Genomic DNA, 18,496 nt, shown 5'->3' with positions numbered 1-18,496 from the left:
TCCGAGAATGAATAAATTCCGAGAATGAATAGATAATGAATATAGGATTTATGAAGGGATGGCTTACAAATAGAGGGTTTTACCGTCTGTTGAAAACGGTGGTGACGTCGTTGCCGCTCGTTTTGGCTGCGTGTAATAGTCATGTGAACAGCGGCACTGCGTTGCTAGAAGCAGAAGCGATACCGCCGAAAGAGCAGGTTGCCGATTTCCGTATCGCGCAATGCGAGCATCTCTGGCAGGTAGACGATCGCGAATCCATGAATAACGCGCTTTACTGGTTACGAGCGATGGACTGTGCCGGGCGTTTGACACAATTTCAGGCTCGTGAGGAAGCCGGGCAGGTTGCGGGTGACAACTGGGATAGTGTGTTTAAGCAAGGTATTCTGTTGGATAATGCCGGTATTACTCAGGCTGAACGGCGTCAGGTGCTGGAAAAGATCAATTTATATCGTTTGGCTTTCCCTGCGGCGTTGCGTCCGCTGATGCAAACCTGGCGTGACAGACAAACGCTGTTTTTGGCGCTATCGGATGAACGCCTGCGCTATAAGCGTTTACAGGAGTCCAGCGATAAACAGCTAGATGTTTTACGAGTGCAACAAAGCCACCTGCAATACCAGTTAGAAACCACCACACAGAAACTGGAGAATCTGACGGATATTGAGCGGCAGTTGTCGTCCCGTAAGCAACTGTCGGGAGAGATGCCAGATAACGATACCGAGCGTCGCAGCGGTGCTGGTGCGAATAGAGACGGCTCGCGTAATTCGGCAACGAAATCCAGAAATGAACCGGTAAATGCGGATGACACCTACGCGCCGCCGATGGAATCACATACGGACAAACCGACGACGAAGAAGGAGTCAACAAGACAATGACAGCCAGAAAAACGGCGAGTTTGTTGCTCGTGGATGATGATCCGAGCCTGCTAAAGCTGTTGGGAATGCGTCTGAGCAGCGAAGGATTCAGCGTGATGACGGCGGAGAGCGGCCAAGAGGCACTGCGTCTGTTAACGCGTGAGACATTCGATCTGGTTATCAGCGATCTTCGTATGGACGAGATGGATGGCATGGCACTGTTTTCCGAAATCCAGCGTTATCAGCCGGGTATGCCGGTAATCATTTTAACCGCTCACGGATCTATCCCCGATGCGGTTGCGGCGACGCAGCAAGGGGTATTCAGCTTCCTCACGAAGCCTGTTGACCGCGATGCGCTCTACAAAGCGATAGATGAAGCGATGGCATTGTCTGCGCCAGCGGGTGATGAAAGCTGGCGTGAAACTATCGTGACGCGTAGCCCAATTATGCTGCGTTTGCTGGAGCAGGCCAGAATGGTCGCACAGTCGGATGTCAGCGTGCTGATTAATGGCCAGAGCGGAACCGGGAAAGAGGTGCTGGCGCAGGCGATTCATGCGGCAAGCCCGCGAGCGAAAAAAGCCTTTATCGCGATTAACTGCGGTGCGCTGCCGGAGCCACTGCTGGAATCGGAGCTGTTCGGTCATGCCAAAGGCGCTTTTACTGGTGCGGTCAGCAATCGTGAAGGGCTTTTTCAGGCAGCAGAAGGCGGTACGCTGTTTTTAGATGAAATCGGCGATATGCCGCTGTCTTTACAGGTTAAGCTGCTACGTGTTTTGCAGGAGCGAAAAGTCCGTCCGCTGGGGAGTAACCGCGATCTGGACATCGACGTGCGGATTATTTCCGCCACGCATCGTGATTTGCCAAAGGCGATGGAAAAAAACGAATTCCGCGAAGACCTGTATTATCGGCTCAACGTGGTGAATATGAAGCTACCTGCGTTGCATGAGCGTGCCGAAGATATCCCAATGCTGGCAAACCATCTGCTGCGCGAATCTGCCAATCGTCACAAGCCTTTTGTACGCACCTTTTCAACTGATGCGATGAAGCGCTTGATGACGGCAAGCTGGCCGGGTAACGTGCGCCAGTTGGTGAATGTCATTGAACAGTGTGTCGCGTTGACCAGCGCACCGGTAATCAGCGATGCGCTGGTTGAGCAGGCGCTGGAAGGTGAAAACACCGCGTTGCCGACGTTTGTTGAAGCGCGGCATCAGTTTGAGCTTAACTATTTGCGAAAATTATTACAGATCGCCAAAGGTAACGTGACGCAGGCCGCGCGGATGGCTGGGCGTAATCGAACAGAATTTTATAAGCTGTTGGGTCGCCACGAGCTGGATGCCAACGATTTTAAAGACTAGCGCTGAGAGAACAGGCAGTGTGATGCGGAAGAGTTAAGTACCCAACTCACAAGCAGCGTAAAGTATACGGATATAGATTGTCTGCCTAAGTTCTGACATGCTGTTTATTCGCTGATGCTCGGCTTTGGCCGCAACATAGATAACACAAAGGTTCCTCCATGAAGAAAATTGATGCGATTATTAAGCCGTTCAAACTGGACGATGTGCGTGAAGCGTTAGCTGAAGTGGGCATCACAGGGATGACGGTAACAGAAGTGAAAGGCTTTGGTCGTCAGAAAGGCCACACAGAACTGTATCGTGGCGCAGAATACATGGTCGATTTTCTGCCGAAAGTAAAAATCGAAATTGTCGTATCGGATGATATCGTCGATACCTGTGTTGAAACCATCACGCAGACCGCGCAGACGGGGAAAATCGGCGACGGCAAAATTTTTGTCTTTGATGTGGCGCGCGTAGTCCGTATTCGTACCGGTGAAGAGGACGAGGAGGCGATTTAATCGTTTCGCCTCACTCTGTTAATATCGCAATATACTCTGCGTAATTCGAGTTTCAGGAAGCCAGCCTGATGAGGGCTGGCTTCGTCACACTTACTTCCCTTTCGGTGCGGTAGGCACCCAACCTGCCAGCACTTTATCTGCGGTGTATTCTGCCGCTTCTGCCTCGCTTAACTGGCGGCGCTGATCGTTTTTCTCTGCGCCTTTTCCGCTGGACTTATATTCGAAAAAGCGTGAATCCTGCGGATGGAACCAGATTTTCTCACCTTGTTTATCTTTGCCTGACATTTTGTCCCAGCCATAGATGTGGTCATCCATGCTGCTGTTCAGGAATACAGTCTGGCCGATAGCGTTAGGATCGGCATAGCGACCATCCTCAAAGGTGGTCGTTGGATGCCAGGGGCGGCCTAAACCATAGCTTTTCGCCGGAACGTCTTTCTCTTTAATCACCCGGCTATTGGTAATGACTAAACCATATTTTTGCTTAATGTCGGTGCTGGGGGCGGTGAGATAGCCAAGAGGCTGATCTTTCACGTCGGTACGGTTACGCGCGACGATGTCGCAATCGTCAAACAGTGCAGTACCGTTGCCAAAAATGAAATCAACGGTGCCGCTGATACGGCATTTTGAGAAGAAGCTGCGTCCACCTTTCACATACAACGTGTCCTGATAGCCAGTCAGGCTGACATCATGGAACCACGCACGATCGCTATTTTCGGCAACTAATAATGCTACGGCCTGCGAGTCTTTTAATTTGGTTGGATCCTCATTCGCTTTTGCCTGATTGGCAGGGTAATCGAAATCATTGCTGATGGTCAGTGAACGGGCGCTGAAATCGGGGGCATCGACTTTCACCGTGTTGCTGCCATAGGTTCCCCATTTGCTGCCATCGGGCTTGAGCATACCCGCCGCGGTGGTCGCGGTGATCACGGTGCCGTCACGGCTTTCGCCCTGGAGATGAATGTTGGGACGCGTAATGGTGAGGCGCTCGTGGTATACGCCATTTTTCACATAGATAACAAACGGAGAACTGTCTGCCGGGGCACTGGCGATAGCTTCAGTAATGGTTTTGTAGGCTTTGGCGTCCGTTGCATTGGCGGAAACCAGCGCATTGTAGTCAGCTGCCTGTGCTAACGCCCAGGGTGAGGAAATTAACATGGCTAAGGTCAGTGTTTTGCCGAGATGTGAGGCGTTTATCATGTCCAGAGTCCTGTAATCGGTAAAGGAAAGGGGGAGGTCTATAACGCGCGGCTAAGTAACGCCGCGCGTGGTTCTGTCTTATCGTTTGCCTGACTGGTGACTACTTGTGCTTGCTGGCCGTTTTTTCCGCCAGCGACGCTAAAGCGGGTTCCTGACGAATGGCATCAGCGACAATGCCTGCCACGGCAATAGCGCCTTTTTTCTGAAAATGAGTGGTATCCGGCTTGCTCAGGCTACCGGCTTGATCGCGATAAAAAGGGTATTGCTTGGGATCGACTGCCAGCCAGTATTGTTTCCAATGATTGCTGCTGCCCTGATTCGCCAGCGCGATAGTGGCAGGTTCAACGTCCAGTAAAATCACCTTGTTATCTGTTGCCGTGTTTTTGATGGTCTGGCTGTAATCGCCGATGAAGGCATAACCATTTTCTGAGTCTTGCTTGGTGAAGTGGCTATGTACGGCTGGAGTGCCCTCTTTACCTTCAGCCGTTTTGACTCGGGTGGTTGGGGTCAGCAGAACCGGTGTGAGTTTGTGCTGACGGGCAAAAGTGACATAGCGTTCCAGCGATGTCTGGAATGACATATCAGCTTTCCCCTGCGGCGCCTGTTTTTTTCCTGCTGCATCGTTCGGGTAAGTGCAGAGGTTAGCAACATCAGCAGGGCCGCGTACCGCTTTGGCACCGTTGCAGTTTTGATCGTTGTGTCCCATCTGAATAAACAGGAAATCACCTTCTTTCATCAGGGGCTGCATCTGACGGAACCAGCCTTCGTAAAAATAGTCGCGTGAGCTACGGCCTGAACGTGCGCCATTGACAACTTTTACGCCGCTGTTTTTACTGAATTCTTGTTCAAAAACCTGTCCCCATCCCATGCGTGGGAAGCGCCCTTTTTCATAGGTGGCTGCGGTTGAGTCGCCGACGATGAAAATGCGGGTTTTCGCTTTTTGAATTGCATCCAGATTCTGGCGGGCAGACCGATAATCTAATGGTTCATAGTCACCTTTATCGTTCAGGCCGACAATCGGATGAAATGCGCTATCAGTCAGCACCGTGTGGCCGGAGTAGCCCGTATTGTTGTGATAATTACGGTTATGGTTAATAACGTTGACGATTTTGGTGACAGCTTCCTGCTGAGCGGCGGGGTAGGTCAGAGGGTCGAAGCGCGCGGGGGCGCTGATGCCTACCTGCTTCAATGCGCCATTAAAACCCGCATGAAAATCGGCGTAGGCTTTTTTCCATGCTGTAGCGTTCAGCTTTGGTGATGCCGTGTCATCTGTTAACTGCTGTGGACCAATGTAGCCTGCGGCTACCGCGATATCTGAAGTAATGCGGTCAGTCAACGGATTGATATTGGCGATATTTTCTTTGCCGTCATGCAATGAAGGGGCAACGGCGGACAGACAAATTGCACGAGAAATATTATTCAGCAGGCAATTATTGCCACCGGATTCGATGGCTAAAAGACGTAACGGTGGTGTGAGGCCAGAGATATCAAGGTGATACTTTCCTTGCTCATCGGTCCGTGTCTGCCGTTTCTGGCCTTGCTGATCTCTGATAATGATGGTGGCAGGCTGGTGGATATCCCGTGCGGTGACATTACCCGATAAACCGGTTTTTTCACCTAGCGTTGAACCCGATAGCCATTTCGCGTTCTCTGGCGCGGCGGTCTGGTGTGCAGCAGCGGGAGTTTTAGCGTGTACCAGAGTGAAAGGGGCGGAAAGTATCAGAGCTAAAGCCACACTTTCTGAAAAACGTTTTGCCATGGTTAGACATATCCCTTGTTGGTTAATTGGAAACGGGTAATGAACTCAAGCGTTATCAATGGAAGGTCGCTGCTTTTTATCGTTGTTGTCACGGCCTTTAGAGAAAACGTCTGGGGCTTCATTGTGCACCCAAGCCGATTCAAGGGCGATGCCTAAACGAGGTTCCTTTTGGTGAAATAATTATTCATTAAAAATGAAATGTTATTTTAATAATGCATTTCTTTTTGTGACCCACCTCTTTTTTAGCGGAGTGCTAGTGTATCGGCACATAAAATTGTGATCGGTAAGGTCTTTCTGGGAAGAGAGGCAGCCTGAAGAATGAAAAAAGGCCGCATAAGCGACCTTTGGGTTTGATCCGTAACCAATGAGGGTTAGACGACTTTATGTGGACCAAAACATTCGTAATGTAGCTGCTCTGCGGGAATGCCCATTGCCAGCAGTTGCTGTGCGACAAACTGCATGAAAACCACAGGGCCACACAGGTAATAGTGCATATCCGACGTAGTTAATTCGCCTTTTAGCGAGGCCAACTGCATCAGCCCGTTGTGATGATAGTCTTCGCCCGGACGATCGGCCTGCTGCGGTTCCCGATACCAGATGTGATGCTGGAACTGCGGCAAAGACTGTCCTGTTTGTTTGATTTCATCCGCAAACGCATGTGCTGTGCCATTTTCTGCCGCGTGTAGCCATAGCACCTTTGCCTGATGATCCTGCTGTTTTAGCGTATGCAGCATGCCCAACATCGGGGTTTGCCCCACGCCGCCGGAAATCAGCGCAACCGGCGTAGAAGTGGGGATATCAAGGAAGAAATCGCCGTGCGGAGCCGCCAGATGAACAATATCGCCTTCGCGAGCGGTATCATGCAGATAGCCAGAAACGGTGCCTTGCGCTTCACGTTTAACCGCAATCCGGTAGGATTTTCCATTCGGCGCATGGGTCAGAGAGTATTGGCGAATCTCCTGATTGGCAAAACTGTCGTGCTTGATGTAAACCGCCAGATACTGGCCGGGCTGAAAGTCAGCAATAGGCTGCCCGTCGATGGGTTCCAGTGTAAAGCTGGTGATCACTGAACTTTGCGGCTGCTTGTTCACAATACGGAAAGGCCGCACGCCGCTCCAGCCGCCGGTTTTCGTTTCGGTGCTGCGGTAGATATCGCCCTCGCGTTGGATGAAAACATTCGCCAGCACGCCATAGGCTTTACCCCAGGCATCTAGCACTTCTTGTCCTGGGCTAAACATTTCATCCAGCGTGGCCAATAAGTGAGTACCCACGATCTGGTACTGATCTGCCTGAATGTTAAAGCTGGCATGCTTCTGAGCGATGCGCTCAACCGCGGGCAGCAGTGCAGCCAGATTCTCAATATTCGTCGCATAAGCACAAATGGCATTGAACAGCGCTTCCCGCTGATCGCCATTACGCTGGTTGCTCATGTTAAAAATATCTTTGAGCTCAGGATTGTGCGTAAACATGCGATCGTAGAAATGTGCGGTCAGTTTTGGACCGGTTTCCGCCAGCAGAGGAATGGTTGATTTAACGATGGCGATAGTGTGGTTATCCAGCATGGTGACTCCTTTTTATTGGTATGACTTATAAGTTGTATTTTATATGCATCTTATTGGGTTTGCCCGTCGCTGTAAATTACCTTTTTGGTGGTAGGGGTTTTTAGGCGGAGCCAAAGGGAATAACATGAAGAAATAGCAGGTTGAGAATGAAGAAAAATCCGTTTACCACTGCGCAGCAGATATTTGCTGAAGCCTTGCGCTGCCTGAAGCTAATCGTTTGCGTAAAAACCTCTGTCAAGACCTATCTTCATTAGGGAAAAACGGTTTACACTATACGCCATTCCCCAAAAGGGTAGGCCAATTCCCAAATAGGCCATCAATTCCCAGTATATTTATGTTAGCTGAGTCAGGAGATCCGGATGTTAAAGCGTGAAATGAACATTGCCGATTATGATGCCGACCTGTGGCAAGCAATGGAGCAAGAAGTGGTGCGTCAGGAAGAGCACATTGAACTGATTGCGTCAGAAAACTACACCAGCCCACGTGTTATGCAGGCTCAAGGGTCTCAACTGACGAACAAGTATGCTGAAGGCTATCCGGGCAAGCGTTACTACGGCGGCTGTGAGTATGTGGACATCGTTGAGCAACTGGCGATCGATCGTGCGAAAGCGCTGTTCGGTGCGGATTATGCCAACGTGCAGCCGCACTCCGGTTCTCAGGCTAACTTTGCCGTTTACACCGCGCTGTTGCAGCCGGGCGACACCATTCTGGGCATGAACCTGGCGCACGGTGGCCACCTGACGCACGGTTCTCCGGTTAACCTGTCTGGTAAACTGTATAACGTTATCCCTTACGGTATCGATGAAAGCGGCAAAATCGACTACGACGAAATGGCTGAACTGGCGCGTACCCACAAGCCAAAAATGATCGTTGGCGGTTTCTCTGCTTATTCTGGCGTGGTTGACTGGGCGAAGATGCGCGAAATCGCTGACAGCATCGGTGCTTACCTGTTTGTTGATATGGCACACGTTGCCGGTCTGGTTGCCGCTGATGTTTACCCTAACCCAGTTCCTCATGCTCACATCGTGACCACGACTACCCACAAAACGTTGGCTGGTCCACGCGGTGGCCTGATTCTGGCGAAAGGTGGCGACGAAGAGCTGTATAAAAAGCTGAACTCTGCCGTTTTCCCTGGCGGTCAGGGTGGTCCGTTGATGCACGTTATCGCGGGTAAAGCTGTCGCACTGAAAGAAGCGATGGAGCCTGAGTTCAAAGTCTACCAGCAGCAAGTTGCGAAAAACGCCAAAGCAATGGTAGACGTCTTCCTGTCACGTGGCTTCAACGTGGTTTCTGGCGCGACTAGCAACCACCTGTTCCTGCTGGATCTGGTAAGTAAAAACCTGACGGGTAAAGAAGCCGATGCTGCGCTGGGTCGTGCGAACATCACCGTGAACAAAAACAGCGTACCTAACGATCCGAAGAGCCCGTTCGTGACTTCCGGTATCCGTATCGGTACGCCAGCGGCCACTCGTCGCGGTTTTAAAGAAGCGGAAGTACGTGAACTGGCTGGCTGGATCTGTGATGTGTTGGACAACATCAACGACGAAGCGACTATTGAACGCGTGAAGCAAAAAGTTCTGGATATCTGCGCCCGCTTCCCGGTTTACGCATAATTCGGCATTTTTCTCTGACATCACTGTCGGATCTTGTCTCAAACGCCAGCCTGTGTGCTGGCGTTTTTTATGGCGGGCCATCCCTGGCCGCCACCTTGCGGGCCGTCGCAAGCGACGTTGAAAAACGTTCCCCACGTTTTTTATGGCGTGGCGTTGCTGACGTAACGTTAAAAATTTCTCCCGGAAACTTTTATGTCTGTTGATCAAGCTGATACCTTCGTTCGCGTTTAATATCGAATAACGCGTTGCGCCGCCGCATGCACTCTGACACAGTAACCAGCAAAAAAAGTAACCAGCAAAAAACACTGGCAAAAAGAATCGTGAGTAAAAAGCGTTCGCGCATTTTCAGCGTAAAATTTTAAACGTAGTGTTTGCAACGGTTCGTAAGGGGGTGAACGAGGATGTTCACCGTCGAAAGGGAGGAATCATGGTTTTGCAATCGACGCGCTGGTTGGCGCTGAGCTATTTCACCTACTTTTTTTGCTATGGCGTTTTCCTGCCGTTTTGGGGCGGGTGGCTGAAAGGCGAGGGGCTATCCGCTGAGTCGATCGGCATGCTGCTGGGCGCGGGGTTGGTGGCGCGCTTTGTCGGTAGTCTGGTCATCACGCCCAGCGTGAAAGATCCGTCCAAATTGATTACGGTGTTACGTGGGCTGGCGTTGCTGTCACTGGCGCTGGCTGTTGGTTTCTGGCTGGGGAATGCCTGGCTGTGGCTGATGATAGTGATGATCGGGTTTAACCTGTTTTTTGCGCCGCTGGTACCACTGACTGATGCATTAGCTGCGACGTGGCAGCGGCAGGTCGTGATGGATTACGGCAAGGTGCGCGTCTGGGGCTCAATCGCGTTTGTTATCGCTTCTGCTGCAACGGGGGAACTGGTCGCTATTTGGGGACACCCTGCGATTCTGGCAATCCTCAGCGCGGGGCTGGTTGTGATGCTATTAGGCACGCTGCTTCGTCCTAGCGTGATGCCGCAAGCAGCAACGTCGACAGCGCAATCGGTTAGCGTCACGCCGTGGAAACGATTGCTGACCGAACCCGCGGTATGGCGTTTCCTGCTTTGCGTGTCGCTGTTGCAAGGTGCACACGCGGCTTACTATGGTTTCAGCGTCATTTATTGGCAGGATTCGGGCTATTCCGCCTCGATTATTGGCTATCTCTGGTCGTTGGGCGTGGTCGCGGAGATTGTTATTTTTACCTTCAGCCAGCGCCTCTTCCGGCGTTGGAGTGCCAGACAGCTTCTGCTGCTTTCTGCCGTATGCGGCGTGGTGCGCTGGGGCTTGATGGGGGCGACGGTGGCTCTGCCGTGGCTGATTGTGGTACAGATATTGCACTGCGGTACATTCACAGTCTGTCATTTGGCCGCCATGCGCTTCATTGCGGCGCGCAGCGGTGGTGACGTATTGCGATTGCAGGCGGTATATTCCGCGTTGGCGATGGGCGGGAGTATCGCGATGATGACAATGGTGTCCGGTTTCCTGTTTGAGCATTTGCAGGGCGGTACGTTTTGGGTGATGGCGCTGTTGGCGCTTCCGGCACTGTTTATCAGGCCTTCTGTCAGCCACCATACTGCTGTCGAGAAAGCGTAAGAAAATGGTGCGTACTGTCAATATAACATTTTGTGGTAAAAATAATGTTACATTATAACGCTTTTAACGGGTGGGGCGGGCGTATAACGTTGCTAATGGCAGGTCTGGCGTTTGGTCAGCCCGTTTTCGCTCACCCACACAGTTTTATTGATATGCAGACGACAGTCGAGACTCAGAACGACAACATCACCGGTTTACGTATGCACTGGACGATGGATCCCATCACGTCGGCCGACCTGCTGTATGACGCTGGAAAAGCGAAAGCGGATTCTGAAGTTTGGAAAAAGCTGGCCGCAGAAGTGATGGCGAATGTGTTAGGGCAGCACTATTTCACTGATATTTATCGTGATAACCAGCCCGTGAAATATGCGCCGATGCCAACTGAATATCACCTTTCTCGCAAAGGCAATCAGGCGGTACTGGAGTTTGTGTTGCCGCTGGCGCATCCACAGCCGCTGGTCGGAAAGCCGTTGCTGATTTCTACTTACGATCCTACCTACTTTGTCGATATGTCCTACCAGAATGATAAGGCTGTTACGCTGGCGCCTGCGCTGGCATCACGTTGTAAAACCACGCTCCACACACCGGAACCTAATGCTGAATTGCAATCTTATGCACTGTCGCTGGATAAGAACGATGCGCCGGATGAAGACATGGAGCTGGGGAAACAGTTTGCACAGCGGGTGACGTTGCAATGTCAATAAACCTTGGATCGCTGCCGCGTCAACGCTCGTTGTTGAGCCGACTGCGCGATCTGTGGCTGCTGTGGTTGTTTTTAGCGCTGTTGGCCTCGGCGCTGTATTACATCGTAGGGTACTGGCCGCAAATCGTGCTGCAAAGTGCGATTTGGCAGAAGTCACTGCACCAGCAGATGTCGCACCTGTTGCAGATGGTGGAACAGCAGCCGCATCAGGCTGGGCTGAGTTTGATGATGTTCAGTCTGGTCTATGGTGTGCTCCATGCCGTTGGGCCGGGGCATGGCAAAGTCGTCATTATGACCTATCTGGCGACACATCCGTCGAAACTGAAAAGCAGCCTGAAGTTAACGCTTGCCGCCTCGCTGGTTCAGGGGCTGATGGCGGTGGCGCTGGTGACCGTAGTATTAGGGATCTTGCAGCTGTCTAGTCGAACGTTGCATAACAGCAGTTTCTGGATGGAAAAGGGGAGCTTCGTGCTGGTGGCGGGGCTGGGACTGCTGCTCTGTTTCCGTGCGTTGAAACAGCTGTATATCGCCGTCGTGCGGCAGCCTAAACCGGCGACGATTTTGCGTGTAACGCCTTTGCACGTAACGCCTTCTCACGTAACCCAGTTTAACGTACCAACCGATAGACGTATGGTGCTTCGCCCGACGCCTGCGCTTTCCTCTTCTCATCAGCACGATGCTGACTGCGGCTGCGGACACCGCCATCTCCCCAGCAATGAGGAACTTGAGCGCGATAGCAGTTGGCGCACACGTCTGATGATTGTGCTGGCGATGGGCATGCGCCCATGCTCAGGCGCCATTCTGGTGCTGCTTTTCGCTAAAGTGATCGACGTTTATTGGTGGGGGGCGGCCTCTGCACTGACAATGGCCGCCGGAACGGCGATCACCATCTCGGTACTTGCCGTGCTGGTTTTTTACTGCCGTCGCGTCATTGAACGGTTAGGTGCAAATCGCGCATCGCCTGCTTGGCAGCGTGCGATGTTTTCTCTTCTGGCTTTTGCTGGCGGGATGATTTTGGCTGGCTCCGGCATTCTGCTTTACCTCAGCGCACAGCCCGCGATGATGGGCGGTATTCGGCCATTCTCCGGCTGATTTCACTTTTTAATAACCTCACGTTAAAAACCCATTGCCTCCGATAATCACGGCGGGATATCATTTCAATAATGATAACCATTATCATTTATGACCATAATCGCAGAAGGAAATAATAATGAAAAAATGGCTGTTCTCAGTCGTTGTTCTGTTGGGATTGAGTGCGAGCGTTGTTGCCAGCGCTAACCCGATTGTTATTGAAGACGTTAGTGGCAGGAAGGTTGAAATTAAATCCGAAGTGAAGCGGATTATTTTAGGGGAAGGTCGACAGATTTACCTGCTGGCTGCCTTTGATACAGAAGCCCCGTTCCAGCGTGTGGTTGGCTGGCGTGATGATTTGCCGAAAGCGGATTATGACGGCTATCTGGCCTATGAAAATAAATACCCGGAAATCAAAAAGCTGCCGACTTTTGGCGGTGCGAAAGATGGCACTTTCAACGTCGAGCAGGCATTGACGCTGAAACCGGATTTGGTACTGATGAATCTGGAGTCAAAAGCAGCGACGGATGAAGGCAAATTGATTGATAAACTCAATTCGCTGGGCATTCCGGTGGTGTTCATTGATTTTCGCGAGAAGCCGTTTGAGAATGCGGAGAAAAGCATTCACATCATGGGCCAACTGGTCGGTAAACCAGAGCGTGCTGAAGAGCTGATTAAATTCCGCCGTGAGCAGATTGAGATCGTCACCGATCGATTGAAAAACTATCAGGGGCCACGTCCGAAAGTGATGATCGACCGCGCTGGTGGTTATGACGAAGAATGCTGTATGTCATTTGGTGATGAGAACTTCGGTCGCATGGTTGAGGCTGCTGGCGGTGACAACATTGCCAAAAACATCATTCCTGGCACGTTTGGCACGCTGAACCCTGAGCAGATTATCAGCGCGCGTCCTGATGTCGTAGTGGTGACTGGCGCTAACTGGAAAAACTACAATACGGCGAACGGCTGGGTTGGCGTCGGACCAGGAGCCGATCAGAAAGAAGCGCTGCAACGCCTGCAAAAACTGATGGAACGTTCGGCATTTAAAACGCTGCCGGTAGCAACCAATGGTAATGCTCATGCGATCTGGCATCAGTTTTATGACAGCCCGTATCAGTTTGTGGCGATTCAGGTATTAGCGAAATGGATGCACCCGGAGCTGTTCAAAGATCTCGATCCTGACGCGACGTTCCGTACCTTCCATGAAAAGTTCCTGCCGCTGCCGTATCAGCCAGGCTATTGGGTCACGCTGCCTGCGAAAAAATAACGCCGTCAGACAGTCTCAAATAATAAAAAAGCACTGAACCTCATTGGTCAGTGCTTTTTTTGCTACAAAGTGATTAGACGGTGGGTTCGCTGACCAATCCGTCGATAATCACCTGCGGCACGCCCTGTGAACACCGCTCAATACGTCCGCGGACGCCATAGACCGCAGATAAACTTTCTGGGCTAATGACCTCAGCAGGCTCGCCATCAGCAATCAGGTTGCCGTTTTGCAGCATCAGTACGTGATCGCCGTGACGCAAAGCGATATTGATGTCATGCACCACCACAACGGTAATGATGTTGCGCTTACGCGTTTCCTTTCGTACCAAATCCATCACGTGGAATTGATAATTCAGATCCAACGCACTGAGCGGTTCGTCCAGCAAAAGCAACGAGGGTTGACGGATCAGCGACTGCGCCAGCCCAACCAGCTGTTTCTGTCCGCCAGAGAGCTGATCAAGATAGCTCAATGCCAGATGCTCGATGCCTAACTGACGCAGCAGGGTCATGACTTCATCCTGTTTTTCGGCGTTGTGCATGCCGCCTGACGCGCGCTGTGCGACGATAATGGATTCCAGCACGTGCAGGTGAACGCCCGCGGGCAAGGACTGCGGCAGATAAACCACTTTTTCCGCCCGCTGAGCGAACGGGAGTGTCATCAGATTAGTGTCATCCAACCACAGTTCGCCTTCGGAAGCGTTCAGTCCCGCCATGGCACGCAGCAGGGTTGATTTACCGCTGCCGTTAGGGCCAAGCAGTACGGTGATCTTTCCGCGTGGCAGTTGTGGCACGGACAGATCGCGGATTACCTGACGTTTAGGATAACCCGCACGAAAGTGAGAAAGTCGTAATCCAGAAGCGGTTTGCTGGCTCATACGTTCCCTCTGTGACGCAGGATGATACTCAGGAAGAAGGGTACGCCAACCAGTGAGGTGACAATACCGACCGGGATAATGACACCGGGAATGAGATTTTTCGAGGCAACAGACGCCATCGATAGCACCAGCGCGCCAGTTAACGCGCTGGCAGGTAAATAGAAACGGTGATCTTCACCGAAAATCATACGCGCGATATGCGGAGCAACCAGCCCGATAAAGCCGATTGGACCAACAAACGCGACTGAAATAGCGGATAAAATGCTGATGCGCAGCAGCGTCGCCAGACGCAGACGACGCACATTAATGCCAAAACTGACGGCACGATCTTCACCCAATCGCAGCGCCGTGAGCTTCCATGAACTCATCAGTGAGATTGGCATAACGGCGACGAGCACCAGCAGCAGGATACCCAGTTTTTCCCACGAAGCACGGGCCAGACTGCCCATCGTCCAGAACACCAGACCTTGCAGCGTGTCTTCGTTGGCGATGAACTGGAGCATGGAAACCAGCGCATTGAAGGTGAACACCAGAGCAATACCGAACAGGACGACGCCGGAGGTAGCGACCTGCGTCCAGCGCGTAATGCCATCAAGCAGCAGCGCTGCCAATAGAGCAAAGATAAAAGCATTCGCGGAGATAAACCACTGAGCCGGAATGCCGGGAATACCGATTCCAAGGACGATCGCCAGCGCCGCGCCGAATGCGGCAGCGGAGGAAACGCCAAGCGTAAACGGGCTCGCCAGCGGGTTGTTCAGGATCGTCTGCATTTCTGCGCCAGCCAGGCCGAGCGCCAGGCCGACGATGATAGCCATCAGCGCATAAGGCAGACGAATATCCCAGACGATCACGCGAGTGCCTGCATCGGCACTGGCCGGATCGGTCAGCGTCTGCCAAAGCACATCAAGCGTCAGCCCCGAAGGCCCCATCGTGAAGTCCAGCAACAACGAGCCGATGATGATCAACAGCAGTATCGCCATAACACCCACACGGCGTCGAATGATGCCACGATAGTTGTCCATAATGGTGTTGGCATCCGCCGCAGTATTGCGGATACCCGGTTCAGTGGTTGTACTCATGAAAAATTACTCACCTTGTTTCCAGGCAAAGATAAATTCACTGTCAGGCAGCGAGGTAAAATTTTGAATGATATGGCGGTACGTGTCATCCGGGTTCAGGCTAGTGAATAGTTGGGGATAGATCGCTTTCGCCAAATATTCCATGCCGACAATGTTGTAAGGGTGGTTGTAAAACGGGTGATAGATACCGACAACATGTTTCTGTACCACTGCTGGGATCTGACTAACACCCTGACGAGAAATAAGTTTTTCTGCGCTGGCTGCAATGTCTGCTTTATTGGCGTTATAGCCAAGCGGAAGCGTTTTGCTGGACGGCGAGTTACGTTTTGCGCCTGTCATGATATAAACGTCCGGTTTCATACTGATGAGTTTTTCCAGCGAGACGTCGCCGTTAGCGCCCGGCAGTAGTGCGGAACCGATATTATTGGCTCCAATGGCTTCAACCATACCTCCCCAGCCGTTGTGCGCGTGGCTGAAACAGCAGCTATCGGAACGCCCAGCCCAGGCTTCGACAAACACATTGGCTTTTTTAGGCAGTGTTGCGGTTTTTTGCTGAATCGCGGTCAGATGCTGGCGATAAAATTCGCTATAGGCTTTGGCATTATCTTCCTGATTCAACACTGTACCAAGTAAGTCAATGCTGCTGGCAGTATTTTTCGCTGGGTTGACTTCGGAATCAATGAAAACGACCGGAATATTCAATGCACTGAGTTTTGCCAGCACACCACTTTCGGTCAGTGACGGCTTGGCGCGTAGCTGAGCCACCATCAAGTCAGGTTGTTTGGATAATACGCTCTCCAGCTCAACTTCGCCTTTATCGCCAAATCCCATATCCAGAATCTTATCCGCTTCCGGCCATTGGGTCTTCAGCACATTCCAGGTCGCGGTATCGGATTTTTTAGGGATGTTATTCCAGGCAACCAGTCTTTTAAATGGGTTATCGCGATCCAATAAGGCCAGCGTCATAATATCTCGTCCGTCCTGTACCACGATGCGTTTTGGTTCTTGATTGATTTTGACGTTACGACCATCAATGTCTGTGATGGTTACAGGATACTCTGTAGCATAAGTACTGAAGGATGCAGGGAGCGTTATCGCCACAAGCAGTGACATAAACGTTTTTTTCAACATGATCATTTCCTGGCGCATATCTGATGAATAAAGGAGAATGATTTTAATAATTATTATCAGGTATGGATAGTGTAGATCTGGGGAGTAAAGGGAACAACAAACATGAGTAAGTAAAAAAAATGCGCCAGCTCGGTGCTGACGCGGTATTTAATTTTTGTCGGAAACTGTATCAGCGTTTCAGCGCATCGCTCAGTTCTTCACGGATGGTGCCCAAAATGGCTTTCACCACGCGCGGGTTTCCTGCGACCAGATTGCCAGACGCCAGATAGTTATGGCCGCCAACGAAGTCCGTCACGATCCCGCCTGCTTCACGCACCAGCAGTTCGCCACCGGCAAAATCCCACGGCTTCAGACCGATCTCAAAGAAACCGTCGACGCGACCCGCGGCGACATACGCCAAATCCAGTGCGGCAGAACCTGTGCGGCGGAAATCCGCACACTGGGTGAACAGCGCGCTAACGACATTGATATAACTTTTGCTGTGTTGTTTTAATTTGAAGGGGAAGCCTGTTGCCAGCACGGTGCCTTCTAAATCGCGGGCAGTGCTGCTACGCAGACGATAGCCGTTCAATTGTGCGCCCTGACCGCGGGTGGCACTAAACAGTTCATTGCGCATAGGATCGTAAACAACGGCAACTTCGGTACGGCCTTTAATACGGACCGCGATAGAAACAGCGAAGTGGGGTAAACGTTTGATGAAGTTGGTGGTGCCATCCAGAGGATCGATAACCCATTGTACTGCCGGATCGTCACCTGCCAGTTCGCCACACTCTTCACCAATAATGGTGTGCTGTGGGTAAGACTTGCGGATGACTTCAATGATCAGACGTTCTGCATCCCGATCGACGTTGGTCACAAAATCATTGCTGCCTTTCTGGCTAGCTTCGACGGCGTCTGGCGTTTCATAGTTCTTGGCAATTAAATTACCGGCTTTACGCGCAGCGCGTATAGCGATGTTAAGCATCGGATGCATGGTATCGGTCCACTGGAATGTTAAAGAACGGAAAGCGGCGCAAATTATAGCAGCAGAGTAGCAGAAAAGTAAAACAGCTAAGTTTGTGATAAGGTATGGCGGTTTCGGTTTCGTTCGCATGACTTCTTTTATCTATCGCACAACAGAGTACTTATGTTAGACAATATTCGCATTGTTCTGGTTGAAACATCGCACACTGGCAATATGGGGTCAGTGGCCAGAGCGATGAAAACTATGGGATTACGTAAGCTTTATTTGGTCAATCCACTGGTTAAGCCTGATTCGCAGGCGATTGCGTTGGCCGCAGGCGCCAGCGATGTTATCGGCAATGCCACTCTGGTTGATTCGCTCGATCAGGCGCTCGAAGGATGTAGTCTGGTGGTTGGCACCAGTGCGCGTTCCCGAACTTTACCTTGGCCGATGTTGGAGCCGCGTGAGTGTGGTGTTCGCAGCGCACAGGAAGCGGAGCACGCGCCGGTAGCGCTGGTATTTGGGCGTGAACGTGTAGGGCTGACGAATGATGAACTGCAAAAATGTCATTACCACGTGGCGATTCCTGCTAATCCAGAATACAGCTCGCTAAATCTGGCGATGGCGGTACAGATCATCGCTTATGAAGTGCGTATCGCGCATTTGGATCGGTTACAGGCTGGGCAGCCTGAGCATGAAGAATCGCCGTACCCGCTGGTCGACGATCTGGAACGCTTTTATCAGCATCTTGAGCAGACATTGCTGCAAACCGGCTTTATCCGACCAGCACACCAAGGGCAGGTGATGAACAAGCTGCGTCGCTTGTTTACCCGCGCCAGACCTGAAGCTCAGGAACTTAACATCCTGCGCGGAATACTCAGCTCGGTACAAAAAACACACGACGAATAATACCTGAGTGTTTTACTCGGTTAAATAGTTGACTAAAACACTCGGGAATGTCAGACTCGCGGTATGTTCTGCCAATACATGTTTTAATAATACATGT

At 51.5% G+C, this 18,496-nt stretch carries 16 protein-coding genes; 9 read left to right on the top strand and 7 right to left on the bottom strand.

The annotated features are described in order from the left end of the window. Positions 1–35: 35 nt before the first annotated feature. From qseG to glnB, 3 genes are all read left to right on the top strand, one after another. The gene (gene qseG, locus KP22_RS17740; protein ID WP_039325489.1) at positions 36–872 is read left to right on the top strand and encodes a two-component system QseEF-associated lipoprotein QseG; all 837 of its coding nucleotides are present in this window, start codon (positions 36–38) and stop codon (positions 870–872) included. After that, positions 869–2,206 carry a two-component system response regulator GlrR gene (gene glrR, locus KP22_RS17735; protein ID WP_039306086.1) on the top strand — a complete coding sequence of 446 codons (1,338 nt, stop codon included), beginning with the start codon at positions 869–871 and terminating at the stop codon, positions 2,204–2,206. The genes qseG and glrR overlap by 4 nt, the downstream gene beginning before the upstream one ends. Positions 2,207–2,364: 158 nt before the next feature. Further along, positions 2,365–2,703, top strand: a complete 339-nt coding sequence (gene glnB, locus KP22_RS17730; protein ID WP_005970202.1) for a nitrogen regulatory protein P-II — start codon at positions 2,365–2,367, stop codon at positions 2,701–2,703. 90 nt (positions 2,704–2,793) lie between these two features. Here the strand turns inward: glnB and pemA are convergent, their stop codons facing one another. From pemA to hmpA, 3 genes are all read right to left on the bottom strand, one after another. Further along, positions 2,794–3,900 (bottom strand): pectinesterase PemA, encoded by a 1,107-nt coding sequence (pemA, locus tag KP22_RS17725; protein WP_039325486.1) that lies wholly within the window; start codon positions 3,898–3,900, stop codon positions 2,794–2,796. 100 nt (positions 3,901–4,000) lie between these two features. Then, a complete protein-coding gene (gene paeY, locus KP22_RS17720) occupies positions 4,001–5,659 on the bottom strand; it encodes a pectin acetylesterase PaeY (RefSeq protein WP_039325484.1) in 1,659 nt (552 codons plus the stop codon). Positions 5,660–6,030: 371 nt separating this feature from the next. After that, positions 6,031–7,221 carry an NO-inducible flavohemoprotein gene (gene hmpA / locus KP22_RS17715; protein ID WP_039325482.1) on the bottom strand — a complete coding sequence of 397 codons (1,191 nt, stop codon included), beginning with the start codon at positions 7,219–7,221 and terminating at the stop codon, positions 6,031–6,033. Positions 7,222–7,580: 359 nt separating this feature from the next. On the opposite strand from hmpA, the gene glyA reads away from it, so the two are divergent. The 5 genes from glyA to KP22_RS17690 all read left to right on the top strand — a co-directional run bounded on the left by glyA (position 7,581) and on the right by KP22_RS17690 (position 13,463). Then, positions 7,581–8,834, top strand: a complete 1,254-nt coding sequence (gene glyA / locus KP22_RS17710; protein WP_039325480.1) for a serine hydroxymethyltransferase — start codon at positions 7,581–7,583, stop codon at positions 8,832–8,834. A 427-nt stretch (positions 8,835–9,261) separates the two neighbouring features. Continuing rightward, a complete protein-coding gene (locus KP22_RS17705; RefSeq protein WP_039325478.1) occupies positions 9,262–10,422 on the top strand; it encodes a 3-phenylpropionate MFS transporter in 1,161 nt (386 codons plus the stop codon). A gap of 44 nt (positions 10,423–10,466) precedes the next feature. After that, a complete protein-coding gene (locus KP22_RS17700) occupies positions 10,467–11,126 on the top strand; it encodes a DUF1007 family protein (protein ID WP_039325476.1) in 660 nt (219 codons plus the stop codon). Continuing rightward, positions 11,117–12,217: a nickel/cobalt transporter gene (locus KP22_RS17695; protein WP_039325473.1), complete on the top strand. Its 1,101-nt coding sequence runs from the start codon at positions 11,117–11,119 to the stop codon at positions 12,215–12,217. The genes KP22_RS17700 and KP22_RS17695 overlap by 10 nt, the downstream gene beginning before the upstream one ends. Before the next feature lie 118 nt (positions 12,218–12,335). Further along, positions 12,336–13,463, top strand: coding sequence for an ABC transporter substrate-binding protein (locus tag KP22_RS17690; protein WP_039325471.1), 1,128 nt, complete (start codon positions 12,336–12,338; stop codon positions 13,461–13,463). 73 nt (positions 13,464–13,536) lie between these two features. Here KP22_RS17690 and KP22_RS17685 read toward each other — a convergent pair whose 3' ends face one another. The 4 genes from KP22_RS17685 to suhB all read right to left on the bottom strand — a co-directional run bounded on the left by KP22_RS17685 (position 13,537) and on the right by suhB (position 17,520). Further along, positions 13,537–14,337, bottom strand: coding sequence for an ABC transporter ATP-binding protein (locus KP22_RS17685; protein WP_039306112.1), 801 nt, complete (start codon positions 14,335–14,337; stop codon positions 13,537–13,539). After that, positions 14,334–15,317, bottom strand: a complete 984-nt coding sequence (locus KP22_RS17680) for a FecCD family ABC transporter permease (RefSeq protein WP_414625930.1) — start codon at positions 15,315–15,317, stop codon at positions 14,334–14,336. The genes KP22_RS17685 and KP22_RS17680 overlap by 4 nt, the downstream gene beginning before the upstream one ends. A gap of 105 nt (positions 15,318–15,422) precedes the next feature. Beyond that, entirely contained in the window at positions 15,423–16,547 is a 1,125-nt protein-coding gene (locus KP22_RS17675; protein WP_039325469.1) for an ABC transporter substrate-binding protein, read from the bottom strand. A gap of 169 nt (positions 16,548–16,716) precedes the next feature. Further along, positions 16,717–17,520 (bottom strand): inositol-1-monophosphatase, encoded by an 804-nt coding sequence (suhB, locus tag KP22_RS17670; RefSeq protein WP_039306121.1) that lies wholly within the window; start codon positions 17,518–17,520, stop codon positions 16,717–16,719. Between the two features lie 153 nt (positions 17,521–17,673). On the opposite strand from suhB, the gene trmJ reads away from it, so the two are divergent. Next, the gene (gene trmJ, locus KP22_RS17665; protein ID WP_039306124.1) at positions 17,674–18,399 is read left to right on the top strand and encodes a tRNA (cytosine(32)/uridine(32)-2'-O)-methyltransferase TrmJ; all 726 of its coding nucleotides are present in this window, start codon (positions 17,674–17,676) and stop codon (positions 18,397–18,399) included. The last annotated feature ends 97 nt before the right edge of the window (positions 18,400–18,496 follow it).

This window comes from Pectobacterium betavasculorum (assembly GCF_000749845.1).
Lineage (GTDB): Bacteria > Pseudomonadota > Gammaproteobacteria > Enterobacterales > Enterobacteriaceae > Pectobacterium > Pectobacterium betavasculorum.
This window is presented reverse-complemented; position numbering and strand designations above follow the sequence as displayed.